This is a genomic window from Immundisolibacter sp. (assembly GCF_041601295.1).
Lineage (GTDB): Bacteria > Pseudomonadota > Gammaproteobacteria > Immundisolibacterales > Immundisolibacteraceae > Immundisolibacter.
The window spans coordinates 1-25,550 of record NZ_JBFIII010000020.1 but is presented as its reverse complement, the minus strand read 5'-3'; the positions used below and the strand labels follow the sequence as shown (position 1 = coordinate 25,550).

The following is a 25,550-nucleotide window of genomic DNA, read 5'->3' as shown; positions in this document are numbered from 1 at the left end:
CTCGATTCAGCGCCCGCGCATGAACAAACGATCGAGTTCGGCCAGCGGCAATTCCACCCAGGTCGGCCGGCCGTGGCTGCACTGGCCACTACGCTCGGTACGCTCCATGTCGCGCAGCAATGCATCCATTTCGGCCAGGGTCAGCGCGCGTCCGGCGCGCACCGAGCCGTGGCACGCCATGCCCGACAGCAGGGCGTCGATGTGCTCCTGCACGCGCGAGCTGCGGCCGTGTTCGTGCAGCTCGGCGATCACGTCACGCACCAGGGCGCCGATGTCACCACCCGCCAGCAGGGCCGGCACCTCTCGCACCGCCAGCGTATCGGGCCCCAGCACCGCCAGGTCGATACCCAGCTGTGGCCACAGATCGCCGTGCTGCTCCACGATCGCCAGTTCGGCGGCGCCAAGGTGCAAGGTCATCGGCACCAGCAGCGGCTGGGCCACCACACGTCCGGCAGCGTAAGCGGTGCGCAGCCGTTCGTAGGTAATGCGTTCGTGGGCGGCGTGCATGTCCACGAGGACCAGGCCGCGAGCATTCTGCGCCAGGATATACACGCCCATGAGCTGCGCCAGTGGCCGGCCCAACGGCTGCTCCTCGTCATCCGGAAGCGGCGTGCCGGCCGAGGCCGCGCCCTTCGCCAGCTCGGTATAGGCGGCGAACTGCTCAGCTAACTGCCCGGTCGGCAAACGGGCCGCGCCGGCGTCCCACAAACGCAGCCCGGCGCCTGCGACCGCCGGCGCGCCACTCGCCCCGCTGGCAGGCGGGTCAGCCGGCAATGTGCCGGCACGGCTGCCGCTGCCCAGCGCCTCGCGCAGGCAGCGCACGACAAAGTCATGCACCGCGCGGCTGTCGCGAAAACGCACCTCGGCCTTGGCCGGATGGACGTTGACGTCGACCGCCTCGATGGGCAACGACAGGTACAACACATAAGCCGGCTGGCGGCCGTGATAGAGGACGTCCCGATAGGCTTGACGGGCGGCGTGCGTGAGCAGTTTGTCGCGCACCAGACGGCCGTTGACGTACCAGTGCTGCATGTCGGAGGCAGCGCGGGAGAAAGTAGGCAACCCGGTCCAGCCGGACAAGCCGTACCCGCCAACGTCAAAGTCGAGCCGCAGCGTGGCATCCACGAAGGGCTGGCCACACAACCGCGCCAAGCGCCGCTCGCGGGCCGCCGTGTCGGCCGCTGCTGGCAGCTGCTGCACTACCCGGCCGTTATGCGACCAGCTCAGGGCCACATCGAAACGCGCCAGCGCCAGCCGGCGCAGCACCTCGTCGGCGTGCTGATACTCGGTCTTCTCGCTACGCAGAAACTTGCGCCGCGCCGGCAGGTTATAGAACAGGTCGCGCACGGTGACGCTGGTGCCCGGCGGGTGGGCCGCTGGCACCGGCTCAAGCTGGCCGTGTACGAGCTGCGCCGCACTGCCACCGGGTACCGCCGACACCATATCCAGACGCGCTACCGAGGCGATGCTCGGCAGCGCCTCGCCACGAAAACCCAGACTTTCGATGCGCATCAACTCGGCGCTACTGGAGAGTTTGCTGGTGGCGTGACGGCGCAGCGCCAACGGCAATTCCTCGGCCGGAATACCGCAGCCGTCGTCGCGCAAGCGAATCAACCCAACACCGCCCTGCTCCAGGGTTACCTCAATGTGCCTGGCGCCGGCATCGAGGGCGTTTTCAAGCAATTCCTTGACGATGGAAGCTGGCCGCTCGACCACCTCACCGGCGGCGATCTGGTTACTGAGTTCCGGCGACAGCTCTCGTATCGGCCGCCGCGCGGGGTCAGCCACCACCGTCCGCCGAACGGGCCGTCGACGTACGGCCGGCTTGCGCATTGGCCAGTGCCTGGCGCAGCCGCGGCTCGGATTGCAGGTAGTCGCGCAAACCCACCACCAGGGCCGAGGCCAGACGGCGACGGAACGCGGGATCCGCCAGTTTGCGAGCTTCTTCCGGATTGGAAATGAACGCTGCTTCCACCAGCACTGAGGGCACCTGCGGTGATTTGAGCACCATGAAGTTGGCCTGCTGTACGTCGGCACGGTGCAGACGATTGACGTCGGACAGACGATCCAGCAAACGGTCCGCCAAGCGCAGACTGCTCTCAATAGTGGCGTTTTGCGACAGGTCCAGCAACACCGAACGCAGCACCCGGTCGTGCCCGGCGGCAGCAAGACCGCCACCAAGATCGGCGGCATTCTCGCGCGCCGCCAGCAATCGCGCCGCCTCGCTGGTGGCGCCGGTCTCGGACAGCGCGTACACGCCCGAACCACGCGCCGAGGGGTTTTTGAAGGCGTCTGCGTGTATCGAAACGAACAGATCCGCCTTGTGCTTGTGCGCCACTGCGGTGCGCTGACGCAGCGGCACAAACACGTCGCCGCTGCGCGTCAGAACCGCCCGCATACCGCGCTGGGCATTGATCTGCGTTGCCAACTCACGTGCCAGGGCGAGCGTCACGTGTTTCTCGTACAGGCGACCGGGGCCCACTGCGCCCACGTCGTGCCCGCCGTGGCCCGCGTCGATCACCACCGTCACCATGCTGGTCGATACGACCCGCTTCACCGCCGGACCCGCCTTGGGCAACGCGGGCGCTGCGCGCGTTGCCGGCGCAGCCGCTGGCGAGGCCCGCGCCACCGGGGTGACCGAAGGGGCTCTTACCGCCGGCGGCACGGTTGCCACAGCAGCATGGGTCCCGCCCGCGAGTACATCGATCTGCACACGCGGGCCCTTGCCATTACCCGCCGGCAAGCGCTGCTCGCGCCACTGAACGGGCGCGGCGAGGTCCAGCACCAGGCGCAGGCCACCGCCCGCCTGCGGCCCCGATCGCACGTCCCGAACCGGTGTGTTGCCGGTCGGACGCCCCAAGCTGGTTCTGAGCGCGGTGGCAGGTAGATCAATCACCAGCCGGTCGGGCGCCTTCAGGGTAAACACTTTTCCGACCGTGGGCGCACTGAGCTCAAGCGTCAGCCGCGTCCCGCCGGGCAGCGGCTCGTAACGCAGGCCGCGCAGTTCGCCAGCGAAGCTGAGCAGCGGCAGCAGGGCCAGCACGCAGAAACGCAGCGCATTCATGCCATGCGCTCCAGTACGGACTCACCGGCACCGCTGCCTGCCCGCACGCGTAGCTGACGCCCGGAGCCGGCCATTTGAATATCGATATCAAGATCAGCCGGCGGCAACCAGCCAGCACCACGCTCGGGCCATTCGACAAAACAGGTATGGCGCCCATCGAACAGTTCGCGCGCACCGAGGAACTCCATCTCCTCGGCGCCGGCGACGCGATACAGGTCGAGGTGGCATATATCGTCGTAGGTTTCGACCAGGGTGTACGTCGGGCTGCGCACGGTGCCGGTGTGGCCACGCGCCCGCAGGGCCCCGCGCACCAGAGTGGTCTTGCCCGCACCCAGTGGCCCGCGCAGATAGATACACAAGCCTGGCGCCAGGACTCGACCCAATCGAGCACCGAGCGCCAGCTGCGCGGCTTCGTTCTCAAGCACCCAGGTCTGCTCCATCGTTTCTCCCGTTCACGAGCGCGGGCAAGGCCGGCAACAGGTCACTCGCCAGCAGGCCGCGCTCGCCCTGGCGTGCCACCACCTGGTCCGCCGCCACCGCATGCAGACAGGCACCAAGCGCTGCCGCGGCAGCGGCGGGCAGGCCTTGTGCCCATAGAGCAGCGATCACGCCGGTCAGCACATCCCCCATGCCGCCGGTGGCCATGCCAGGATTCCCGTACGGCACCACCCCGGGCGGTGAGACGCCGTCGTATACCACTGTGCCCGCACCCTTGAGCACCACCACACCCCCGAAACGCGCGTGCAGCGCCCGCGCGGCGCCGTAGCGGTCGGCTTCGATCTGCGACGCGGTGCCCCCGAGCAAGCGCGCCGCTTCGCCCGGATGCGGCGTAAGAATCCAGTCGTCACGACGTGGCAGCTGGCGGTCGCGGGCCAGCAGGTTCAATGCGTCTGCGTCGACCACCAGCGGCAAGCCACTGGCCAGGGCGGCTGCGAACAGGTCACGACCAAAATCGTCCTGCCCCAAACCCGGCCCGACTGCCACCACGCTGGCGCGTGCCAGCAGCGGTGCAATGTCTGTGGCGCTATTGATGCCATGCGCCATCAGTTCCGGCCGTCCGGCGATCAACGCCGCCACGTGCTGTGACCGTGTCGCCACGCTGGTGAGCCCGGCACCAGTCCGGGCCGCTGCTTCGCCGGCAAGGCGAACGGCGCCGCCATAACCGTGATCGCCACCGAGCACCAGGACATGGCCACAACTGCCCTTGTGCGCGTGACGGGGCCGCGGCGCCAGAAAGGCACTGCGTAAGCAGGACAGATCGAGCCGCACCGCGGCTGCCTCCCCGGCCATCGCAACGACCTGGGCCGGCACCCCAAGATCATCAAAATCCAGCTGCCCGCAACACTCCCGCGCGGCGCCGGTATACAGGCCCAGCTTGCGGGCGACAAAAGTGAGTGTGGCGCTGGCCCGCACCGCTACACCCATGACCTGGCCGGAGTCGGCATTCAGGCCAGATGGCACGTCCAGCGCCAGCACCGGGGCGGTCTGAGCATTCAGGCCCGCCACGGCGGCCGCGATCGGACCGTCCAGCGGCCGGTCGGCACCCGTACCGAGCAATGCATCGACGCACAGCTCGGCGCCGCCAAGTGCTGCTTGCCAGTCCCGCTGCTGCGTGCCGCCACTGGCGCCGAACCACTGACGCGCCACATCAGCCTCGCTGCCGGCGCGTGGCAGCCCGGCCAAAGCCACCAACTGGACGCGGAAGCCCGCCAGGTGGGCCAAGCGTGCCAGCACATAGCCATCGCCACCGTTATTACCCGGTCCGCACAGAACCGCCAGCCGTTGCGCGGTTGGCCACAGCCGGCGCAGCATGGCGAACGCCGCCGCCCCGGCGCGCTCCATCAAGGCGGTGCCGGAACATCCAGTTTGCCCCGCGGCGGCACTGTCGATTCTGCGCAGTTGCGGAACTGAATATAGTTTTTTAAGTGAATTCAGCAATTTATAGCAATCGCTTGACGCCAAGGATTAGATTTCGGCAAAAGCATACGCTTAATTCAGCATTTTTTGCGTTGTCCTAACCTGATTTGCCATATTTTTATGCAGCCATGACTACACGCTCTCCCGACGCGCTGGCGGCCACGGTGCACGCGCTGGCGGCCGAACTGGGCTTCAGTGGGCTTGGTGTCAGCGGACTCGACCTGGCTGTCGCCGAGCAACGCCTCGAAACCTGGCTGGCCCGCGGCTACCACGGCGAGATGGGATGGATGGCCCGGCATGGTCGCAAGCGCTCGCGCCCGCAGGCACTGGTGCCTGGCACCGTGCGGGTCATCTCGGCGCGTCTTGATTACTGGCCGCAGACCGCGGCCCCGGCCTGGCCGGTGCTGGACGACCCGCACCTCGGTTACGTCTCGCGCTATGCACTGGGCCGCGACTACCACAAGCTGGTGCGGCGGCGGCTGCAGCTACTCGCCGATGGCATTGCTGCGGCAATCGGACCGTTCGGCTATCGCGTATTTACCGATAGCGCGCCGGTGCTCGAAAAACCGCTGGCGCAGCAGGCCGGCCTCGGCTGGGTCGGCAAACACACCTGCCTGATCACCCGCCACGGCGGGTCGTGGTTTTTCCTGGGCGAGATCTACACCGACCTACCACTGCCGGTGGACCCTCCAGCCAGCGATCATTGCGGCAGCTGCCACGCCTGCATTGATGTCTGTCCCACCGGCGCCATCGTGGCCCCATACGTCCTGGATGCGCGCCGCTGCATCTCGTATCTGACGATCGAACTGGCCGGCCCAATCCCGACCGAACTGCGCCCGCTGATGGGCAATCGCATTTACGGCTGCGACGACTGCCAGCTGACATGTCCCTGGAACAAATTCGCCCACGCCAGCGAGGAGCAGGATTTCGCGCCGCGCCACGGCCTCGACGCCCCCCGGCTGGTTGATCTGATGGACTGGACAGCGGAGCAGTTCGACGCTCGGCTGGCGGGTTCGGCCATCCGCCGCATCGGTCATGAACGCTGGCAGCGCAACATCGCGGTGGCGCTGGGCAATGCACCGACCGGTGATACCGCCGTGCTGGCCTGTCTGCACCGCCACCGCGACAGTCCATCACCCGTGGTCCGCGAACATGTGGCCTGGGCGCTTGAGCGCCACGTCGGCGACCACGCGACCCGGATCTGATCGCCGCTAGTTGATGCCAAGCTTGAGCATGCGGTACCGCAACTGACGCAGGGTTATGCCCAGCCGGTCCGCGGCGGCGCTGCGGTTGTAGCGGCTTGCGAGCAGGGCCTCGAGGATGCGCTCACGCTCCACACCACCGAGTTCGGAGTCAAGATCACCGTTACCCGCCGTCGGCCCAGACGGGTCGGCGAACAGCTTTGGCAGATGCAGGTCAGCCGCGTCGATTAGCGCGCCCTCGCACAGCGCCGCGGCGCGCTCGAGAATGTTTTCGAGTTCCCGCACGTTGCCGGGAAAGGCATAACCCTGCAGGACCTCCAATGCTTTGGATGTCAGGCTCAGGCGCTCGCCGCCGGCGATGCGCCGCAACAAGTCGACGGCGAGTGGCGCAATGTCCTCGCCGCGCTCGCGCAGCGGCGGCACCATGACCTCGATCACGTTGATCCGGTAGTAAAAATCCTGCCGCACACGCCCGCTACTGACCAAAGCGGCCAGGTCTTCATGGGTCGCGCTCAATACCCGCACGTCCACCGGCACTTCCTGGCGGGCACCGACTGGCCGCACCGCCCGCTCCTGCAGTGCGCGCAGCAGCTTGACCTGCATTCCCGGTGGCACGGCGCCGATCTCATCCAGAAACAACGTACCGCCATCGGCGGCCTGAAACAGACCCTCGCGGTCGGCACTGGCACCGGTAAAACTGCCCTTGATGTGCCCAAACAGCTCGCTTTCCAGGAGATTTTCGGGAATGGCACCGCAATTCACCGGCACAAACGGCCCGCTGGCGCGCGGGCCCTGGGCATGGATCAGGTGCGCCACGCGCTCCTTGTCGACCCCCGACTCGCCGCGGATGAACACCGGCGCCTGACTGCGCGCGAGTTTCGCCAGCGTGACTCGCAGCGCCTGCATTACTGCCGAATCGCCGGTCAGCGTCGGTGCCGTGACCTGTTCGGCGCGTACCCGCGACAGGCGCAGCGCGGTGTCTACCAAGCCACGCAAGGCTGCCACGTTGACCGGCTTGCTGACAAAATCAAAGGCGCCGGCCTTCATCGCTGCCACCGCGGCGTCGACATCGCCATGGGCGGTAATCATCGCCACGGGCATCTGCGGCAGCGTGCGCTGAATCTGCTCGATCAACTCCAGCCCACTGCCGTCCGGCAGGCGCAGATCACACAGGCACAAGCGATAGGGACCCTGCGCCAGGGCTGCTCGCGCCGCCTTCAAGGTGCCGGCGCTGTCGCTGGTCAGCCCCATGCCCTGCAGGGTAATCGCCAGCAGCTCGCACAGGTCCGGCTCGTCGTCGACAATCAACACCCGCGGCACTTCGTCGGTGGCCACGTTCATATCAACTGCCGGCGCCGACGGTCCGCCAGCACGATGCGAAAGCCCGCGCCGCCGAATGCCGGAGCGTAATACTCGATACGCGCCTGATTGGCGGTACACAGTTCACGCGCCATGAACAAGCCCAGGCCGGTGCCGTCGGCCCGGCTGGTGTGAAACGGCTCGAACAGATGCGCATGTTCCTCCGTCGGCACGCCGGGACCACGATCTTCCACCTCGATAACCGGCCGGCTGAGCGAAACCGACTGGCGAACTCGCACGATCACCTGGGGAGGTACAGCATCAGCCGCGTAACGCAGCCCGTTGTCGAGCAGGTTCTCCAGCACCTGCTGCAGCTGCCCGGGCGCTCCACGCGTTACAACACCAGAACTGGCTTCCAGCGCAATGGCGGTGCGTGGCACCTGATGGCTCGCACAGTAGGCGTCAATCGACTGTTCCAGCCAGGGCCCCAGATCCAGCAGTTCGATCTCGACCGGCTGCGGGCGACCCAACGCCAGTACTTCTTCGATGATCCGATTCACCCGCTCCGTTTGACGCAGGGTAATCGACACCAGCCGTTGCTGGTCAGCGCCCAACTGGGCGTCTTCGGCGAGCAACTGCGCGGCGTGGCTGATTGCGCCCAGGGGATTGCGCACCTGGTGCGCGATGCTCGCCACCAGGCGCCCGAGCGCGGCCAGCTTGAGCAGCTGCGCTTGCTGGTTCACCGCCGCGGTGTCGTCCAGAAAAATCAGGGTGTCGGCGGCCTGGCCACTGCCCAGTGCGGCGAAACGGGGCGCGTAAGCGTCGCTCCCGCCAGACACCAGCGGATCACGACCGGCCTGCCACAAGGTGAGCGAACGCCCCAGTTGCAGTGACAGCTCGGCGACCGTACATCCCGGGTCAAGGGTACTCCCGAGAAGACGCTCGGCGGAGCGGTTGGCGAGCCGCACGCGACGCTCCTGATCCACTACCAGCACCCCGGTCTGCATGCGCTGGATGATCTCATCGTTCAGGCGAGCCAGCACCACCGCCTCGCCCTGGCGTCGGCTCGCCAGCGTGGCGCTGCGCCGTACCCGACGGGCCATTTCGTACGCCAGCGCCGCCGCGCCAAAACACGAAGCACCCAGCAGGCCAGCCTGCGCGTAGGTCGGAACCTGGTCGGTCAGGTTCACGCGATACAGACTTTCGCCGAGGACCGCCAACGCCGCCATGGCGGCATACAAAAAAGCCAGCCGGCCCGACACCAGAAGCCCACCACCGGCGACCACAATCAGCAACAGGATGCCCAGCCCGCTAGGCAAACCGCCACTGGCATGCGCAAGCACTGTAATGGCCACCACGTCGACCATGACCAGCAGGGTGACTTGCAGGTTGAACCGCGGCCAGCGCAGGGCAAGCACCGCGAAACCGGCCACGGCACTGGCCAGATAAGCCACCGCCGCCAGGCGATAAAGCTCCGGGGCAGTCATCCCCAGTGGCTTCAGCGGCGGCTCGATAAGCGTCAGCCCCAGCAGCAGTGCGGCCGTGACCAGGCGCAATAAATTGAACCAGAACAACGGTCGCCAGGTCAGGCGCGCCTGCGAATCGTCGGCGATGAGGTCGGTCAGCCGACTGGCGGCAGGTTCTTCAGCCACCGTCGACCGCGGCCCGCCAGCGCGCGCTCAGCCAATCACTCATCAACCAGCGCATGGCATCGTGGGCGGCGAAGATACGCACCCATTCGCGGCCACGCACAAATTGCCGGTGTCGCGCGCCACTGCCTGCGCCGTCCGCCCGACCCAGCCAGACAGTGCCGACCGGCTTCTCGTCAGTGCCGCCCGCGGGGCCCGCAATGCCGGTAATGGCGAGCCCGATGTCGGCGCCAAAGCGCTCACGCACGCCACTTGCCATCTGCCGGGCAACTGGTTCGCTAACCGCGCCATGGGCCGCGATACTGGCCGCGTCCACGCCCAGGAGATCATGCTTGGCACTGTTGGCGTAGGACACCACGCCGCCCAGGAAATAGGCTGACGCACCGGGCAGATCGGTGATGATCTTGCCGACCAGGCCACCGGTACAGGACTCAGCCACGGCCACAGTCTGTCCGGTTTCGGTCAGGTACATGGCAAAAAGCTCGGCCGTGCTGCGGGGGCTGAAATCCAGCAGGTAGTCGCCAAAGCGCTCCAGCACGAACTGGCGCAGGCTCAGCATCTGCTGTGCGCTGACGTCGTAGAGCTTGAGCTCCAGCTCTGGGAACAACGCCCGGTAACCGACTTCGACGTTGTTGTCGGCCCATGGCCGCATGGCTTCGGCCAGGCTGGACTCACCGATGCCCAGGAAGCGGATGAAACTATGGGACGGTTTTCGCGCCTGCGGCAGGCTGGCCAGGAAGTCGCGCAGCATGGGCTGCATTTCGCGCGGTGGTCCTGGCAGGGCCACGATGCGCTTGCGGGCACCCGCCAGCGTCAGCTCGGCTACAAAACCGGGCGCCGTGCCATTGGGGTTGGCCAGAATCTGCGCGCCCGTGGGGAACAACGCCTGCTTGCGATTGTTGTCGGTCAGCGGAATGCCGAACTCGGCGAAGCGCTGCTCAACGTGCTGCCAGCTTGGCAGATCGAACTCCAGCGCCACGCCCGCCAATTCCCCGACCACCTCGGCGGTCAGGTCATCCTCGGTTGGCCCAAGGCCACCGGTCATGAACACCCAGTCGGCGCGTTCGAGCGAGGTACGCAGCACAAAATCGAGATCGCCGCGACGGTCACCTGCCGTGAGCATCAGTTGTACCGTAAAACCGGCCTCACCGAGCTGGCGAGACAATTCGGCGCTGTTACTGTCGAGCAGTTCACCGCGCAGCACCTCCTCGCCGGTGCTGACGATGCAGGCAGTAAGGCTGTGGCTGGTCAAGGTACTGACTCGGTGTGGCGGCAGGTCCGCACGACCCGCCGCAGTATGCCGCGCCGCGCCGCGCGCCGTAAACTTGCCCGGCTGCGGTGTGATGCGTGTCGGGATCGCTGGGTTTCGGTCGATCGCCTGCATTCAGGGCACCCCGCGTAAAGATCCGGCGGACCAGCCGGATCCGTCACCCCCACTGCGTAAGCTATCCACATGGCTGCCGTTTATCTGCTCGGCCCCACCGCCGCCGGCAAGTCGGCGCTGGCGCTCGCCATTGCCAGTCGCCTGGCATGCGAAATCATCAGCGTCGATTCCGGCCAGGTCTACCGCGGCCTGGATATCGGCACCGCCAAACCGGATGCCGCCGCGCGCCGCGCCGTGGTCCATCACCTGCTCGACATCCGCAATCCCGATCAACCCTATTCGGCTGGCGAGTTTCGGCGCGACGCGCTGGCGCTGATCGCAGCCGTTGAGGCACGTGGCCATGTCCCATTGCTGGTGGGCGGGACATTCCTGTACTTCCGCGCTCTGGAGCGGGGCCTTGCCACACTGCCTGCGGCCGACATCGCCGCTCGCCGCGCCATCGAGGCTGACGCGGCACAAGTCGGCTGGCCGGCGCTACACGCCGAACTGGCGCAGATCGACCCGCTGTTGGCGGCCCGCATTGCTCCCACGGACCGTCAGCGCATCAGCCGCGGTCTGGAAGTCTTTCGCCTGTCCGGGCAGGCGCTCAGCACATGGCATGCGCAGACCGTCCCGAGCGCCAGAGGATCCTCGGCGCTGCGTCTGATTCTCGCGCCAGCGTCCCGGCAAACGCTGTACGCCGCCGTGGACGCACGCTTCGACGCTATGCTCGCGGCCGGTCTTGTCGACGAAGTGGCCCGCTTGCGTCAAGCGGACTACTCGGGTGCGCTGCCGGCGCTGCGGGCGATCGGTTACCGGCAGGCATGGAGTTACCTCGCGGGTGAGCTGGACTACCCGACGCTGGTTGCCGCGGGAAAGGCCGCCAGCCGCCAGTACGCCAAACGCCAGCTGACGTGGCTACGGGGCGACCCTCACGGTCACTGGCTGGATCCTGCGGGCGGCAGCGTAACCGCCCGCGTTTGCGATCTCATCAAGCGAACTCGTGATCTGTGAACCCCAGGCCCGCACGACGGTCGAAACTGCCTTGTAACAGCACACGCCAATGCCCATATAGCCTCTACCGAACCGGGTGATCGGGACTTGTCGCTGGCCAACACATGGGCCTGCTCACGGATACCCGTATTGCTACACTGGGCATGCGGCCACGGCGGCGCGGCCTGACCACAATCGAGGACGACACAATGAAAAAATCCCAGGGCCTGCAGGATCCATTTTTGAACCTGCTGCGTAAGGAGCAGATTCCGGTTTCTATCTTTTTGGTGAACGGCATCAAGCTGCAGGGACAGGTTGAGGCGTTCGATCAGTACGTGGTGGTGCTCAAGAACACCGTGTCGCAAATGATTTACAAGCACGCCATTTCCACGGTGGTACCCGGCCGGCCGATACGCGTGCCAACCGTAGTCGAGGAAGTGCCGGAGGAAGAAGCCCATCCGTAAGACGAAGGACACGCTCGACGACCCAGCTCTCGTACTGCGGACCGGGACTGGCACGGCCACTGCCGCCCCCAAACAACGGGCGGTGTTGGTGGCCGTCGAGCTGCCAGGCGCGGATATCGCGCTCGATGACGATCTGACCGAAGCCCTTGAATTGACGCGCGCCGTGGGCGCCGAACTGGCGGCGACCCTGGTCTGCCGTCGCAACCAGGTTGACCCGGCGCTATTCATCGGCAGCGGCAAGACCGCGGAACTGGCGGAACTCGTCACCGCGTCCTGCGCTGATCTGGTGATTTTCAATCATCCGCTGAGCCCATCGCAGGAACGCAACCTCGAACGCATTCTCAAGTGCCAGGTCATCGATCGTATTGGATTGATCCTGGACATCTTCGCCCGCCGCGCCCGCTCGCACGAAGGCAAGCTGCAAGTTGAGCTCGCGCAACTGAAACATCTGTCGACTCGCCTGGTGCGCGGCTGGACTCACCTTGAACGTCAAAAGGGCGGTATCGGCCTGCGCGGGCCGGGCGAAAGCCAGCTGGAAACCGACCGCCGGCTGATCCGTGTGCGTATTCGCCTGCTCGAAGCGCGGCTAGAGCGCTCGGTCAAGCAACGCATCAACAGCCGACGCAACCGCAGCGAGACGCCGACGGTGGCCCTGGTCGGCTACACCAACAGTGGCAAATCGACGCTGTTCAATGCGCTGACGGAATCCGAGGTGTTTGCCGCAGACCTGTTGTTCGCGACCCTCGATTCCACTCTGCGGCGCCTTGAACTGCCGGACAGTGAGCCGGTGATATTGGTGGATACGGTCGGCTTTGTGCGCCGCCTGCCGCACGCCCTGGTGGCCGCGTTCCGCTCCACGCTCGAAGAGGTGCGCAGTGCCAGCCTGCTGCTGCATGTGGTGGACAGCTCACGTACGGACGAGCGCCAGATGATGATGGCCCAGGTGAACGGCGTGCTCGATGACATCGGCGCCGGCGATATCCCGCAGATCGAGGTGATGAACAAGATAGACCTCACCGACCACGCGCCCGCCCACCCTGCCGGTAACGGCGGCGTCGAGCGCGTCTGGCTGTCCGCACACAGCGGCTCCGGGGTCGATTTACTGCGCAGCGCAGTCGGCCAGCGATTTGCTGCTTCCAGGATGCGTAAAACGCTGCACCTGCCCCGCTGCGATGGCCAACTGCGCGCCGGCGTGTTTCGTTTGGGCCAGGTGCGGCATGAGCACTTCGACGCCGATGGCGCCTGGCAAGTGGAGTTCGATATCGGTCGCGGCGAGCTCGCGCGCCTGGCGCCGCTGCTGGCCGCCGCCGATACCGACACTTTGCCGACATCCGCGATAACTGTGGAACAATGAGCGTTCTGGCCGGGTTACCCCGGCAATCAGGAGAAGTTGATGGCCTGGAATGAACCGGACGGGTCCGGGAACCGCGACCCGTGGGGTCGGCGCAGCGATGCTGGACCGCCGGATCTGGATGAAGTGTTTCGCCGCCTGCGCCAGCGCTTCGGCGGTGGCGGCGGTTCCGGCAACAGCGCTGGTTCCGGAGCCCCCCCACCAGCGCTGTGGGGGGCTGTGCTCGGACTGCTGGCGGTGTTGTGGCTTGCATCCGGGTTCTACCTTGTTCGCGAAGGCGAACGCGGCGTCATACTGCGATTTGGCAAATTCGCTACCACCACCACGCCCGGCTTGCGCTGGCATCTGCCCTATCCGGTCGAACGCTTACTGCGCGTCAACGTCGGAAAAATCAGCGACATCGCAGTCGGCAACCCCAACCTGGGGGACAGCGACTCGACGTCGGACTCGCTGATGCTGACGGCCGACGAGAACATCGTCGACATCAAGCTGGTCGTGCAATACCGCATCAAGGATGCCGCCGCTTACGTGTTTAACCTGCGCGAGCCGGACCGCACCCTGCAACAAGTAGCCGAGTCGGCAATTCGCGAGGTCGTCGGCAAAAGCCGCATGGAATTCATCATCACCGAGGGCCGCGATACCGTCGCGCAACAGGTCGCCGCCCTGACCCAGGAAACCCTGGACTACTACCGATCCGGACTTGAGGTGACCTCGGTCAACATGCAGGACGCACAACCGCCCGAGCAAGTGCAGGCTGCGTTTTTCGACGCCGTCAAAGCGCGCGAGGACGAACAGCGACTGATTAATGAAGCCCAGGCCTATCGAAATGAAGTGATCCCCCGGGCACGCGGCGAGGTGGCGCGCATCATGGCGGACGCCGAGGCCTATCAGGGGCAAATCCTGGCCAAGGCCGAAGGCGAGGCCTCACGATTCGCCCTGGTGGCCACTCAATACCGCATGGCGCCGGCAGTGACCCGCCAACGTCTCTACCTTGAGACCATGGAAGAGGTCCTCGCACGCACACCCAAGGTACTCATGAGCGGTAACGAGAATCGAGTTAGCTTGCTGCCGCTGGACCGCTTGCTGCAGTCCGCCCCGCCGGAGCCGGCGACGGTCGGCGCACCGGCCAGCGCGCCTGCAGCTATGACTGCGCCGCTGCCACAAACCGCGCCGCGTGACCGTTCCGATTACCTGCGCGGCCGGGAGCCCCGCTGATGAACCGCGCGTTATTCATCGTCGCTGCGCTGGCCGCTCTGGGCCTGCTTGTCGCCAACACTGTCTTCTATACCGTGGACCAGCGCGAGCGGGTTCTTCTGTTTCGTCTGGGCGAGGTCATCGCGGCCGACCTACCGCCCGGCCTGCATATGAAATATCCGTTCGTAAACAACGTGGTCAAGTACGACGGACGCATCCAGACCCTGGATCGCGGCCCGGTTCGTTACCAAACCAGCGAATTGAAGAACGTGGTGGTTGATTCCTTCGTCAAGTGGCGCATCGCCGATACCCGCGGCTTTTTCGTCGCTGTCGGTGCAGGCGACGTCAACGCGCGCCTGTCACAGATCGTCAACGACCTGTCGCGCAGCGCCTTCGGCAAGCGCACGGTACAGGCCGCTGTCAGCGGCGATCGCAACGAGATCATGGACACCCTGCGGGCGCAGGCCAATAAGCGTGCCGCCGAATTCGGTGTCGAGGTCGTTGATGTACGCATCAAGCGGGTGGACCTGCCGCCCGAGGTCAGCAGCTCCGTCTATACCCGCATGGAGGCGGAGCGCAAACGGGTCGCCGCCGAACTGCGCGCCAAGGGTGCCGAAGAAGGCGAACGCATCCGCTCCCAGACGGACAAGGAACGTACCTTGCTGCTGGCACAGGCCAGGCGCGACGGCCTGCGCATCCGCGGCGAGGGCGAGGCCCGGGCCGCTGCCCGCTACATCGAGGAGATCGGTCAGGACACAGCTTTCTACGATTTCTATCGCAGCCTGGAAGCCTACAGAAACAGCATCGGCACCAGCCGCGACTTGCTGGTGCTGGAGCCGACCAGCAATTTCTTCAAACATTTCGACGCGCCTACCGCGGGCGACCGCTAGGACGTCATGAGCGATCTGGCTGCTGCTTTTTGCCTGGTGATGGTCCTGGAAGGCGTTCTGCCGTTCATCAGTCCGGCCACGCTACGGCGAACTGCGGCATTAACCGGGCAATTACCGGACCGGGCGCTGCGCTTGGGCGGGCTTGCCAGCATGCTGGTCGGCCTGTTGCTGCTGCAACTCGTGCGCTGAGACCGGGCGCCGTGCGCTGGTTGCTGCCACCCGGCATAGAGGATCTGTTACCGACGCAAGCGGAAGCGCTGGAGTGTAGTCGGCGCAGTTTGCTCGACCTGTTCGCCGCCTGGGGCTATCGCCTGGTGATGCCGCCGCTGGTGGAGTTTGCCGATGCGCTGCTCACCGGCACTGGCAGCGATCTTGCCCAGCAAACATTTCAGGTCACCGATCCGGTGTCCGGTCGATTGCTCGCCATCCGCGCTGACATCACGCCGCAAGTGGCGCGTATCGACGCCCGCGATGCCGATCCGGCGCCAGCCCGGCTGTGCTATCTCGGCTCGGTTCTGACGACCCAGATCGCCTCCCTGGACGCCAGTCGCAACCCCATGCAGGTGGGTGCCGAACTCTACGGCCACGCCGGACCGCAGAGCGACGTGGAGATCCTGCGTCTGATGCTGGCGACGCTGAGCGCCACCGGACACAACAGCGCGCATGTCGATCTGGGGCATGTCGGCATCCTGCGCGGCCTCGCCGACGCCGCGGGCCTCGACGCCGAGGCGGAGAACACGCTGTTCGAGCTGTTGCAGCGCAAGGCGGGAACTGACATTGCCCAGTTCGTGGGCAGCCTGGACCTGGACCCGGCCGCGCGGGCCTGGTTTACCGGCCTGCCGCAGTGGTTTGGCCCGATTGGCGCGCTGCCCGCGCTGCGCGCCACGCTCACCGGTTTACCGCCCGCGGTCGCCGCGGCACTGGATGAACTGACCGGCATCGCCGGTGAGCTGCTGCGTTTCGAACCGGATCTGCCGCTGTTTTTCGACCTCGCCGAACTGCGCGGCTACCATTACCACACCGGCTTGGTGTTTGCCGCGTACAGTGCCGGCTTCGGCCAGGCCATGGCCTGGGGTGGACGCTATGACGGCATCGGCCGGGTGTTTGGTCGCGCCCGGCCAGCCACCGGTTTCAGCGCCGACCTTAAACGGCTGCTGGCCATCGCACAGGACCCACCGCCACCGGTGCTGGCACCTTGGGTCAGCGATCCTGAGCTGACCGCACTGGTGCAGCGCCTGCGTAGCGCCGGACACAGGGTCGTGTATGACCTCCCCGGCAGCGACCCGGGCGCCATCGGCGAGCGCATTGTGCGCCGCGATGGCGGCTGGACGCTGCCAAACTCAGGATAAAGACCGATGGCGAAGAACGTCGTTGTGATCGGCACCCAGTGGGGTGACGAGGGCAAAGGCAAGGTGGTCGATCTGCTCACCGAGCAGGCCGCCGCTGTGGTGCGATTTCAGGGTGGTCACAATGCCGGCCACACGGTGGTCGTCGGCGGCGTCAAAACCGTGCTGCACCTGTTGCCCTCCGGCATCCTGCGCCCGGGCGTCCTGTGCCTGATCGGCAACGGCGTGGTCGTGGCGCCGGATGCGCTGCTCAAGGAAATCGATGAGGTCGAAGCAGCCGGCGTCGACGTAAGAGCGCGCCTTCGCATCAGCCCGGCCTGCCCACTGATCCTGCCCCTCCACGTGGCGCTCGACCAGGCGCGCGAGCGGGCCCTTGGCGCGGACAAGATCGGCACCACCGGCCGCGGCATAGGTCCAGCCTACGAGGACAAAGCCGCGCGCCGAGCACTGCGGGTAGCGGATCTGCTGCAACCGGAGCGCTTTGAAGCCAGGTTGAGCGAACTACTGGACCTGTACAACTTCCTGCTCACGCAACGCTTTGGCCAAACGGCGCTGGAACTTGCCCCCATGCTGGAACGGGCGCTGATCTGGGGCGAGGCCTTGCGCCCGCTGGTCGCCGACGTGCCGGGCCTGCTGCACGAACTGATGGCCGCCAACAAGCCGGTGATGTTCGAGGGCGCGCAAGGCACCCTGCTGGACGTCGACCACGGCACCTATCCTTTCGTGACCTCGTCCAACACCATAGCGGGAGCGGCCGCGGTTGGCGCCGGCGTGGGCCCGACCGCCATCGACTACGTACTTGGCATCACCAAGGCTTACACCACGCGGGTCGGCTCGGGACCGTTTCCGACCGAACTGTTCGACGATGTAGGCCGCCACCTGGCCGATGTCGGCGCGGAGCGCGGCGCCACCACGGGCCGACCCCGGCGCTGCGGCTGGTTCGACGCCGTAGCCATGCGCCGCAGCGTGCAGCTGAACGGTGTCAGCGGCCTGTGCATCACCAAGCTGGACGTAATGGACGATCTGGAAACGGTGAAAATCTGCGTCGATTACCGCGGCGGGTCGGAACAGTTCGGCCTGTACGACGCCCAGGCGCTGGCCGGCTGCGAGCCGGTTTACGAGGAATTACCAGGCTGGAGCGGCGTCAGCGCCGCCGGGGACTTTGATCAATTGCCAGCCAACGCCGTACGCTACTTGCGCCGACTGGAAGAATTGCTGGGCGTGCCGGTCGATATGGTGTCTACCGGCGCAGAGCGTTCGCGCACCATCGTGCTGCGCCACCCGTTCGATTGAAAAACGCCCGCCCCGACAATAAAAACCTGCCTCGGGGCGGGTCTTTAAGGCTGCCAGGGACGCCGCCTGTCGGCCAGCGCAGCGATGTGCCCCACCAGCTTGGATGGTGCCGAGAAGAGGACTTGAACCTCCACGGGGTTACCCCCACTAGCACCTGAAGCTAGCGCGTCTACCAATTTCGCCATCTCGGCCGGCATGCCCACAGCCCGGCAGGCCAGAGCAAGCGCGGCATTCTACTGGCCACAGGCCGACTGTCAATGAATATTCCCCAATGAAAAAACCTAGTTCCGATAAAGATCCACATCAAAAACGCGAAGCGGCCCGCTATGCGCAACCGATTCCCAGCCGAGAGTTCATCCTGGAGGTGCTCACCGCGGCCGGCAAGCCGCTGCCCGCAGCCGCCATCGGCGAGCAGCTGAAGCTCGCCGAAGACTGGGCCCGGCAAGCGCTGGCCAAACGCCTGGCGGCGATGGTCCGCGAAGGCCAGCTGCTGCTGGACCGGCGCGGCCGTTACGGCCCGGTGGCACAGATGGACCTGCTGCGCGGGCGCGTGACCGCCCGTCCGGACGGCTATGGCTTCTTCATCCCCGACGGCGACCACGCCGACCTATACCTGTCACCCCGCGAAATGCGGGCCGTGATGGATGGCGACCGGGTGGTGGCGAGCGTTACAAAGATCGACGCGCGTGGGCGTTTTGAAGGCAGCATCGTCGAGGTGCTGGAGCGACGCCATCGACGCGTGGTCGGGCATTACCGCCGCGATGGCAAAGTGGCCTGGCTGATCCCGGATGATCGCCGCCTGGCCGGCGAAATCCTGGTTACCGACAGTGCGGTGGGCCGGGTCCGTGACGGGCAGATCGCCGTGGTGGAAATTATCCAGTACGCCGATCGTCGGCAACCGGCGCGCGGGATGCTGGTGGAGCTGCTGGGCGAGCGCCTGGCGCCCGGCATGGAGATAGACATTGCGCTGCGCAGCCATGATCTGCCGTGGCAGTGGCCGCCCGAAGTCGAGCAGCAGGCAGCCGGTTTTGCGCAGCGGGTATCGGCAACCGACAAAACCGGCCGCGAGGACTACACCCAGCTACCGCTGATCACCATCGACGGCGAGGACGCGCGTGACTTCGACGATGCCGTATATGCCGAGCGCGCCGGCCGTGGCTGGCGCCTGTTGGTGGCGATTGCCGACGTCAGTCACTACGTACTACCCGCCAGCGCGATCGACATCGAGGCTGAGCTGCGCGGCACCTCGGTGTACTTTCCGCAACGCGTGATTCCCATGCTGCCGGAGGTGCTCTCGAACGAGCTGTGCTCGCTCAAGCCCGATACCGAGCGCCTGGCGCTGGTGTGCGAGATGCACATCAGCACAACCGGCGTGGTCCGCGATCACCGCTTCGTTCGCGGCGTGATCCGCTCGCATGCCCGCACCACGTATACCGATATCGCCGCGGTGCTGGGCGACGACCCAACCCAGCGCGCCCGATATCAGGCGCTGCTGCCGCAAATCGAAGCCTTGCACGGCGTGTATCTGGCGCTCGATGGCGAGCGACGCCGACGCGGGGCGGTGGAGTTCGAGACTACCGAGGCGCGCATCGTATTCGGCCCCGATCGCAAGATCGAACGGATCGAGCCGCTGATGCGCAATATCGCCCACTGCCTGATCGAGGAGTGCATGATCGCCGCCAACCGCAGCGCGGCGCGCTTCCTGATGGCCCGGGAGCTGCCGGCGCTGTACCGCGTGCATGACCATCCGAAGCCCGAGAAGGTGACCGGACTGCGGACCTTCCTGGCCGAGTTCGGCCTGAAACTCGGCGGCGGCGATGAGCCAAGCTCGGCCGACTACCGGGCGCTGACCGAATCAGTGGCCGATCGACCTGACCGCTACCTGTTGCAGACGGTCATTCTGCGCAGCTTCAAGCAGGCCATCTACGACGCCGAAAGCCGCGGCCACTTTGGCCTGGCGCTCGATGCGTACGCCCACTTCACCTCGCCTATCCGGCGTTATCCGGACCTGCTGGTGCACCGCGCCATCGTGCACGCCCTTGGCGGGCGCAAGGCCAGTTCCTATCTGTACAGCGCCGAGCGCATGGCGACATTCGGGGAACATTGCTCAATGACCGAGCGGCGCGCCGACGACGCCACGCGCGAGGTCGTCGCCTGGCTCAAATGCGAGTTCCTGCAGGACCGCGTTGGCGAAGTGCTGGGCGGCATCATCAGCGGCGTGGCGGCGTTTGGACTGTTTGTCACCCTGGACGGCGCCTACACCGAGGGCCTGGTGCACATCACTGCCCTGCCAGAGGATTACTACCACTTCGACCCGATCCATCACCATCTCACCGGCGAGCGGCGGCGGCGTACGTTTCGTCTGGGAGATCGGCTTCAGGTACGCGTGGTACGAGTGGATCTTGACGAGCGCAAAATCGATCTGGACTACGCCGGGCCTGGTTGATGAGCGGCCGCCCACTCGCCTATGGCCTGCACCCGCTGCGTGCCCTGCTGGATCGCGACCCGGCCGCGATCGAGCGGCTGCTGCTGGTTGATCGCGAGAGGCCGGCACTGGCTGACCTTGCGGCTACCGCGATCGAACGCGGCGTCACAGTCGAACTGCGTCCGGCCAGCACGCTCGACCGCCTGACGCAAAACGCGACCCACCAGGGCGCGCTGGCCATTCTCAGCCATAGTCCGCAGGCCCTTGACGAGAGCGCGCTGGAAGGCCTGTTGGCGCAGATCGAACGACCACTGCTGCTGGTACTCGACGAAGTGCAGGACCCCCGCAACCTCGGTGCATGCCTGCGCAGCGCCGACGCCGCTGGCGCCCACGCGGTGATCGCGCCGCGTCGCAATTCGGCCAGTCTCACCGCGGCTGCGATCAAGACCGCCGCCGGCGCGGCCAGCACCGTACCGTTCGTACAGGTCGGCAACCTGGCGCGCACCTTGCGCTTCCTGAAAGCCGCCGGGCTGCGCCTTTACGGCGCCGACGCCGGCGCCCACACCCCCCTTTACGACGGCGACCTTCGTGGGCCATGCGCCTTGTTGCTGGGCGGCGAAGCACAAGGCCTGCGGCGGCTGTCCCGCGAGCACTGCGACGGTCTGCTGGCCATTCCCATGACCGGCGCGGTCGGCAGCCTGAACGTGTCGGTCGCTGCCGCGGTGTGTCTGTTCGAGGCCGTTCGGCAACGCCTGGCTTGTCCGACTGACCCAGCCTGAGTAGAATCACCGCCCCCGCAGGGGATGCCACCGATGGCATCCATAAGCTCCGGATGCGTCCGGAGCTTTCTTTTTTGGTCGCGATAAAAACCACATAGCGACCTCCTTGCCCGGCTCTGCAAGCCGGGCTGTAAGCCATAAGGAGTTTTCATGCGTCATTACGAAATCGTGCTTCTGATCCATCCGGATCAGAGCGAGCAGGTGCCTGCCATGATTGAGCGCTACCGCAGCGTCGTGGAGTCGCGCGGCGGTGCCGTGCACCGGCTCGAAGACTGGGGTCGGCGCCAGCTGTCGTACCCGATCAGCAAAGTGCACAAGGCTCACTACCTGCTTCTGAACATTGAAGCCAACGACGAGGCCATGCGCGAGCTGGGCAGCGCGTTCCGGTTCAGCGACGCGGTATTGCGCAATCTGGTAATCAAGCGGGATGAGGCTGTCACCGAGCCGTCCGCGATCGCCAAAGCCCGGGAGAGCGAGGAGAAGCGTGACGGCCGGCGCGGGCGCCGGGACGATGCCGATGCCGAAACCGCGTCCGCTGACGGCGACGGCGACGAGGCCCCCGTCGACGCTGCCGAAGACCCGGCCGCCGCCGACACTGACGCCTGACCCCAGCTGCACCGAGGTAATCGATCATGGCCCGCTATCTGCGCCGCAAGAAATTCTGCCGTTTTACCGCCGAGAACACGGTCGATATCGACTATAAAGACCTTGAAACTCTGAAGCAGTACATATCGGAAACCGGCAAAATCATTCCGACCCGTATCACCGGCACCAGCGCCCGCTATCAGCGGCAGCTGACGCGCGCGATCAAACGCGCCCGTTTCCTGTCGCTGCTGCCGTACAGCGACGCCCACTAGCCCGATGACCCCGCCGTCCGGCGCCGGCGACCGCCTGGCGATGCCGGCGGCATGGCTGGCCAACGGCACTGCCTCGGCAGCACCGGTGCTGGCGGTGCTGGCGCTGGGTTTGTTGCTCGCCTTGTACCTGCCCGGTGCGGTGCTGTTGCTGCCGCTAGCGCTGATTCTGAATGCGGCCGCTGTGAGCGTGCTGGTCCTGGAGCAAGGCGCTGCCGGTGCGTTGCGCGGCATGTTGGTTGCCCTGTTGCTGCTAACGCCGGTGGCTTTGGTCGGGGGCGCTGGCTTGCTTGGACCCGCGCTGCTGTTTGCCTGGCTGCCACTGGCGCTGGCCGGCTGGGTACTGCGGGTGGCCACCAGCCTGTCGCTGGCATTATTGACGCTGACCGGCCTCGCCCTGGTTGTGGTACTGGTCGCCCAGCAGTTTGGCCTGGGCGCCGATAGCATGGAACTGCGCCAAGCCCTGCTGCAGGTCATGTCGAACTTGAACCAGGGGCTGCCGAAGGCGGAGCTTGAGGCGACCATCGAGGTGGTGCTCAAGCTCTCCGGCGGGCTGTTGGCGCTGGTTCTGCTGTCCGTCTGGAGTGCCGGACTGTGTCTTGGGCGCAGCCTGCAAGCGCGCCTGCGAAGACCGGGCGCGTTCGCGCAGGAGTTTCGGGCACTGCGCCTGGGCCGCGCCTACAGCGGAGTGGTGTTGCTGGCGATGGTGCCGGCGTTGATGCTGGGACTGGCCGGGGACGGACTCGCAGTAGAGCTGGCACTGGTGCTGGCCATTCCCCTGCTGGTGCAGGGTTTGGCCCTGATCCATGCTGAAGTGGCGCGCCGCCGTTGGTGGCGTGGGCTGCCTGGCATGGCGTACCTGATGCTGGTGGTGACCCCGCACGTGGGTTTGCCGCTGGCCCTGTTGGGCTTGATAGATAATTGGCTCGATTTCAGAAGGCGCCCGCTAGCCTGATTGCGGGCGCCGGACAACGGCGCGGAGGCTGCCACCATGCAAGTGATACTGCTAGAGAAAATTCGTCATCTGGGCAACGTCGGCGATCGGGTCGAGGTCAAGGGCGGTTACGGTCGTAATTTCCTGCTGCCCACCGGCAAGGCAGTGTTCGCTTCGCCGGACAACGTGGCCCGCTTCGAGCTGGAGCGCAGCGCCATCGAACAGGCTGCCGCGCAGGCGCTGGCCAAGGCGCAGGCGCGTTCTGACGCGCTCAAGGACGTGGTCATCACGCTGGCGCACAAGGCCGGCGAAGGCGGCCGCCTGTTCGGTTCGGTCAACACCCGCGAGATCGCGGCGGCGTTGACTGCCGCCGGTCATGCGGTCCAGCAACCGGAACTGAGCCTGCCCGAGGGGGCCATCCGCACCCTTGGCAGCTTCCCGCTGGACGTGAACCTGCACGCCGATCTGGTGGCGCGGGTGCGGGTCGAGGTAGTGGCGCAGTAAGCCCCGCACCATGGCCGACCCGGCCGCGCTAAAAGTTCCACCGCACTCCATTGAGGCCGAGCAATCGGTCCTCGGTGGCTTGCTGCTTGAGCATGCGGCGTGGGAGCTGGTAGCCGACCGCGTCACCGCTGACGACTTCTACCGGCAAGACCATCGGCTGATTTTCGAAGCTATTCGTGGGGTCCAGGATCTGGGCCAGCCGTGCGACCTGATCACCGTCTCCGAGCGTCTGGAGCAACTCGAAGAACTGGAGCGGGCCGGCGGCATGGCGTACCTGGGCCTGCTGGCCGGCGGCGTGGCGAGCGCGGTCAACGTCGCCACCTATGCCGATATCGTTCGCGAGCGCTCGATTGCCCGGCACCTGATCGAAGTCGGCAGCCAGATCGCGGACAGCGGCTTTCACCCCCAGGGCCGCAGCATTGCCGAACTGCTCGACGAAGCCGAGGGTCGTGTATTCGAGATCGCCGACCGCGGCGCCCGCGCCCGCTCGGGCTTCGAGTCCATCAAGGATCTGCTGCCCGCGGCAGTAGAGCGGCTGGAAAAGCTCTACCGCTCCGGTGTTCCCCTGACCGGACTTTCCACCGGCTTCAGCGACCTCGACCGCATGACCTCGGGCCTGCACCCGGCGGAAATGGTCATCGTCGCCGGTCGTCCGTCGATGGGCAAAACCTCATTTGCCATGAACATGGTCGAGAGCGTCGCCATCCGCGCCGGCCAGCCGGTCGCCGTGTTCAGTATGGAAATGCCGGCCGAACAACTGGCGCTGCGCATGATCTCCTCGCTCGGTCGGGTCGATGCCCACCGGGTGCGCACCGGCCAGCTGCACGAGGACGACTGGCCGCGCGTGACCTCGGCCGTAACCTTGCTCGGCGAGGCCAATATTTTCATCGACGACACGCCGGCACTGTCGCCCCTGGACCTGCGCGCCCGCGCCCGGCGCCTGAAACGCCAGCACGGCCTTGGCCTGATCGTGGTCGACTACCTGCAACTGATGCAGGTGCCCGGCGCCAAGGAAAACCGGGCTACCGAAATCTCCGATATCTCCCGTTCGCTCAAGGCCCTGGCCAAGGAACTGTCGGTACCGGTGATGGCGCTGTCGCAGCTGAACCGTTCCCTGGAGCAGCGCCCCAACAAGCGGCCGGTGATGTCGGATTTGCGCGAGTCCGGCGCCATCGAGCAGGACGCCGACCTGATCCTGTTCATCTACCGCGACGAGGTCTACAACGAAGACAGCGCGGACAAGGGCAAGGCCGAGATCATCATTGCCAAACAGCGTAACGGCCCCATCGGCCACCTGCATCTGGCCTTCCTCGGCGCCTACACGCGGTTCGAGGATTTGGCCTACGACTACGCCGGTGGCCATGGCGACTGAACCGCCTGCCCGGTAGCCGCCGATGGCGCGCGACCGCAGCCAGTACCGCTGCACCGACTGCGGCGCCGTGTTCGGTCTGTGGGCCGGGCAGTGCGGGAACTGTGGCGCCTGGAACAGCCTGACCGAGCATACCGCCCCACCGGCGGTGCGTGGCGGGGCAAAGACCCCCGCCACCGGCTGGAGCGGCGAACGCACCGTGGTGCGCCTGCGCGAAGCCCGCGCCGGTGCTCCGGCGCGCCTGGCCAGCGGCTCATCCGAACTCGACCGCGTGCTCGGCGGCGGCCTGGTGCCGGGCTCGGTGGTGCTGCTGGGCGGCGATCCGGGCATCGGCAAGTCCACCTTGCTGCTGCAAACCCTGGCTCGCCTGGCCGAAACCGTGCCGGTGCTATACGCCAGCGGCGAGGAATCCGCGGCCCAGATCGCCACCCGCGCGCAGCGTTTGCAGCTGGGCGACACCGATCTGCCGCTGCTGATCGACGCACGGCTTGAAGCCATACTCGACGCCGCCACAGACTGCCAGGTGTTGGTGGTGGACTCAATCCAGACACTGTTTTCGGAAGCCGTGGCCTCAGCCGCCGGCTCGGTATCACAGGTCCGCGAATGCGCCGCCCGCCTCACCCGCATGGCCAAGACCAACGACATCAGCGTGCTGATTGC

General features: G+C 66.2%; 24 protein-coding genes and 1 tRNA gene. 17 read left to right on the top strand and 8 right to left on the bottom strand.

Annotated elements, in window-relative coordinates; translation table 11 throughout:
- Positions 1-6: 6 nt before the first annotated feature.
- The 4 genes from mutL to ABZF37_RS04245 are packed head-to-tail and all read right to left on the bottom strand — an operon-like array spanning position 7 to position 5,002.
- Positions 7-1,788, bottom strand: a complete 1,782-nt coding sequence (gene mutL, locus ABZF37_RS04260; RefSeq protein WP_372717120.1) for a DNA mismatch repair endonuclease MutL — start codon at positions 1,786-1,788, stop codon at positions 7-9.
- On the bottom strand, positions 1,781-3,064 hold the full coding sequence (locus ABZF37_RS04255) for an N-acetylmuramoyl-L-alanine amidase (RefSeq protein ID WP_372717118.1): 1,284 nt from the start codon (positions 3,062-3,064) through the stop codon (positions 1,781-1,783). The genes mutL and ABZF37_RS04255 overlap by 8 nt, the downstream gene beginning before the upstream one ends.
- Complete coding sequence (gene tsaE / locus ABZF37_RS04250) at positions 3,061-3,504, bottom strand: tRNA (adenosine(37)-N6)-threonylcarbamoyltransferase complex ATPase subunit type 1 TsaE (RefSeq protein ID WP_372717116.1); 444 nt, start codon at positions 3,502-3,504, stop codon at positions 3,061-3,063. Before tsaE ends, ABZF37_RS04255 begins: the two co-directional genes overlap by 4 nt.
- The gene (locus tag ABZF37_RS04245; protein WP_372717114.1) at positions 3,482-5,002 is read right to left on the bottom strand and encodes an NAD(P)H-hydrate dehydratase; all 1,521 of its coding nucleotides are present in this window, start codon (positions 5,000-5,002) and stop codon (positions 3,482-3,484) included. The genes tsaE and ABZF37_RS04245 overlap by 23 nt, the downstream gene beginning before the upstream one ends.
- 107 nt (positions 5,003-5,109) lie before the next feature.
- On the opposite strand from ABZF37_RS04245, the gene queG reads away from it, so the two are divergent.
- Entirely contained in the window at positions 5,110-6,186 is a 1,077-nt protein-coding gene (gene queG / locus ABZF37_RS04240) for a tRNA epoxyqueuosine(34) reductase QueG (protein WP_372717112.1), read from the top strand.
- Between the two features lie 6 nt (positions 6,187-6,192).
- On the opposite strand, the gene ABZF37_RS04235 is transcribed toward queG, so the two are convergent.
- The 3 genes from ABZF37_RS04235 to ABZF37_RS04225 are packed head-to-tail and all read right to left on the bottom strand — an operon-like array spanning position 6,193 to position 10,515.
- Positions 6,193-7,524, bottom strand: coding sequence for a sigma-54-dependent transcriptional regulator (locus ABZF37_RS04235; RefSeq protein ID WP_372717110.1), 1,332 nt, complete (start codon positions 7,522-7,524; stop codon positions 6,193-6,195).
- Positions 7,521-9,134 (bottom strand): PAS domain-containing sensor histidine kinase, encoded by a 1,614-nt coding sequence (locus tag ABZF37_RS04230; protein ID WP_372717108.1) that lies wholly within the window; start codon positions 9,132-9,134, stop codon positions 7,521-7,523. Before ABZF37_RS04230 ends, ABZF37_RS04235 begins: the two co-directional genes overlap by 4 nt.
- The gene (locus ABZF37_RS04225) at positions 9,127-10,515 is read right to left on the bottom strand and encodes a CinA family nicotinamide mononucleotide deamidase-related protein (RefSeq protein WP_372717106.1); all 1,389 of its coding nucleotides are present in this window, start codon (positions 10,513-10,515) and stop codon (positions 9,127-9,129) included. The genes ABZF37_RS04230 and ABZF37_RS04225 overlap by 8 nt, the downstream gene beginning before the upstream one ends.
- 69 nt (positions 10,516-10,584) lie before the next feature.
- Here ABZF37_RS04225 and miaA point away from each other — a divergent pair, with 69 nt between their 5' ends.
- The 8 genes from miaA (at position 10,585) to ABZF37_RS04185 (ending at position 18,025) form a co-directional block, all read left to right on the top strand.
- The gene (gene miaA, locus ABZF37_RS04220) at positions 10,585-11,508 is read left to right on the top strand and encodes a tRNA (adenosine(37)-N6)-dimethylallyltransferase MiaA (RefSeq protein WP_372717104.1); all 924 of its coding nucleotides are present in this window, start codon (positions 10,585-10,587) and stop codon (positions 11,506-11,508) included.
- Between the two features lie 188 nt (positions 11,509-11,696).
- Entirely contained in the window at positions 11,697-11,951 is a 255-nt protein-coding gene (gene hfq, locus ABZF37_RS04215) for an RNA chaperone Hfq (RefSeq protein WP_372717102.1), read from the top strand.
- An 82-nt stretch (positions 11,952-12,033) separates the two neighbouring features.
- The gene (gene hflX, locus ABZF37_RS04210) at positions 12,034-13,305 is read left to right on the top strand and encodes a ribosome rescue GTPase HflX (RefSeq protein WP_372717099.1); all 1,272 of its coding nucleotides are present in this window, start codon (positions 12,034-12,036) and stop codon (positions 13,303-13,305) included.
- 39 nt (positions 13,306-13,344) lie between these two features.
- Positions 13,345-14,517, top strand: a complete 1,173-nt coding sequence (gene hflK / locus ABZF37_RS04205) for an FtsH protease activity modulator HflK (protein WP_372717097.1) — start codon at positions 13,345-13,347, stop codon at positions 14,515-14,517.
- Positions 14,517-15,386 carry a protease modulator HflC gene (gene hflC, locus ABZF37_RS04200; RefSeq protein ID WP_372717094.1) on the top strand — a complete coding sequence of 290 codons (870 nt, stop codon included), beginning with the start codon at positions 14,517-14,519 and terminating at the stop codon, positions 15,384-15,386. Before hflK ends, hflC begins: the two co-directional genes overlap by 1 nt.
- A 6-nt stretch (positions 15,387-15,392) precedes the next feature.
- A complete protein-coding gene (locus ABZF37_RS04195) occupies positions 15,393-15,575 on the top strand; it encodes a DUF2065 domain-containing protein (protein WP_372717092.1) in 183 nt (60 codons plus the stop codon).
- Positions 15,576-15,586: 11 nt separating this feature from the next.
- Positions 15,587-16,735, top strand: a complete 1,149-nt coding sequence (locus ABZF37_RS04190) for an ATP phosphoribosyltransferase regulatory subunit (protein WP_372717090.1) — start codon at positions 15,587-15,589, stop codon at positions 16,733-16,735.
- Positions 16,736-16,741: 6 nt separating this feature from the next.
- The gene (locus ABZF37_RS04185) at positions 16,742-18,025 is read left to right on the top strand and encodes an adenylosuccinate synthase (RefSeq protein WP_372717088.1); all 1,284 of its coding nucleotides are present in this window, start codon (positions 16,742-16,744) and stop codon (positions 18,023-18,025) included.
- 104 nt (positions 18,026-18,129) lie between these two features.
- Here the strand turns inward: ABZF37_RS04185 and ABZF37_RS04180 are convergent.
- Positions 18,130-18,216: transfer RNA gene (locus ABZF37_RS04180), tRNA-Leu, on the bottom strand.
- 80 nt (positions 18,217-18,296) lie between these two features.
- Between ABZF37_RS04180 and rnr the strand changes: the two genes are divergently transcribed.
- From rnr to ABZF37_RS04140, 8 genes are all read left to right on the top strand, one after another.
- Entirely contained in the window at positions 18,297-20,471 is a 2,175-nt protein-coding gene (gene rnr, locus ABZF37_RS04175) for a ribonuclease R (RefSeq protein WP_372717086.1), read from the top strand.
- Positions 20,471-21,229, top strand: a complete 759-nt coding sequence (gene rlmB / locus ABZF37_RS04170; protein WP_372717084.1) for a 23S rRNA (guanosine(2251)-2'-O)-methyltransferase RlmB — start codon at positions 20,471-20,473, stop codon at positions 21,227-21,229. The genes rnr and rlmB overlap by 1 nt, the downstream gene beginning before the upstream one ends.
- Before the next feature lie 150 nt (positions 21,230-21,379).
- Positions 21,380-21,835 carry a 30S ribosomal protein S6 gene (rpsF, locus tag ABZF37_RS04165; protein WP_372717082.1) on the top strand — a complete coding sequence of 152 codons (456 nt, stop codon included), beginning with the start codon at positions 21,380-21,382 and terminating at the stop codon, positions 21,833-21,835.
- A gap of 26 nt (positions 21,836-21,861) precedes the next feature.
- Positions 21,862-22,086, top strand: a complete 225-nt coding sequence (gene rpsR, locus ABZF37_RS04160) for a 30S ribosomal protein S18 (protein ID WP_372717080.1) — start codon at positions 21,862-21,864, stop codon at positions 22,084-22,086.
- 4 nt (positions 22,087-22,090) lie between these two features.
- On the top strand, positions 22,091-23,038 hold the full coding sequence (locus tag ABZF37_RS04155; RefSeq protein ID WP_372717078.1) for a hypothetical protein: 948 nt from the start codon (positions 22,091-22,093) through the stop codon (positions 23,036-23,038).
- Positions 23,039-23,074: 36 nt separating this feature from the next.
- Complete coding sequence (gene rplI / locus ABZF37_RS04150; protein WP_372717076.1) at positions 23,075-23,521, top strand: 50S ribosomal protein L9; 447 nt, start codon at positions 23,075-23,077, stop codon at positions 23,519-23,521.
- Between the two features lie 10 nt (positions 23,522-23,531).
- Positions 23,532-24,893: a replicative DNA helicase gene (gene dnaB, locus ABZF37_RS04145; protein WP_372717074.1), complete on the top strand. Its 1,362-nt coding sequence runs from the start codon at positions 23,532-23,534 to the stop codon at positions 24,891-24,893.
- 22 nt (positions 24,894-24,915) lie between these two features.
- Positions 24,916-25,550, top strand: a 635-nt coding sequence (locus tag ABZF37_RS04140; protein ID WP_372717072.1) for an AAA family ATPase, incomplete at its 3' end; no start/stop codon positions are given.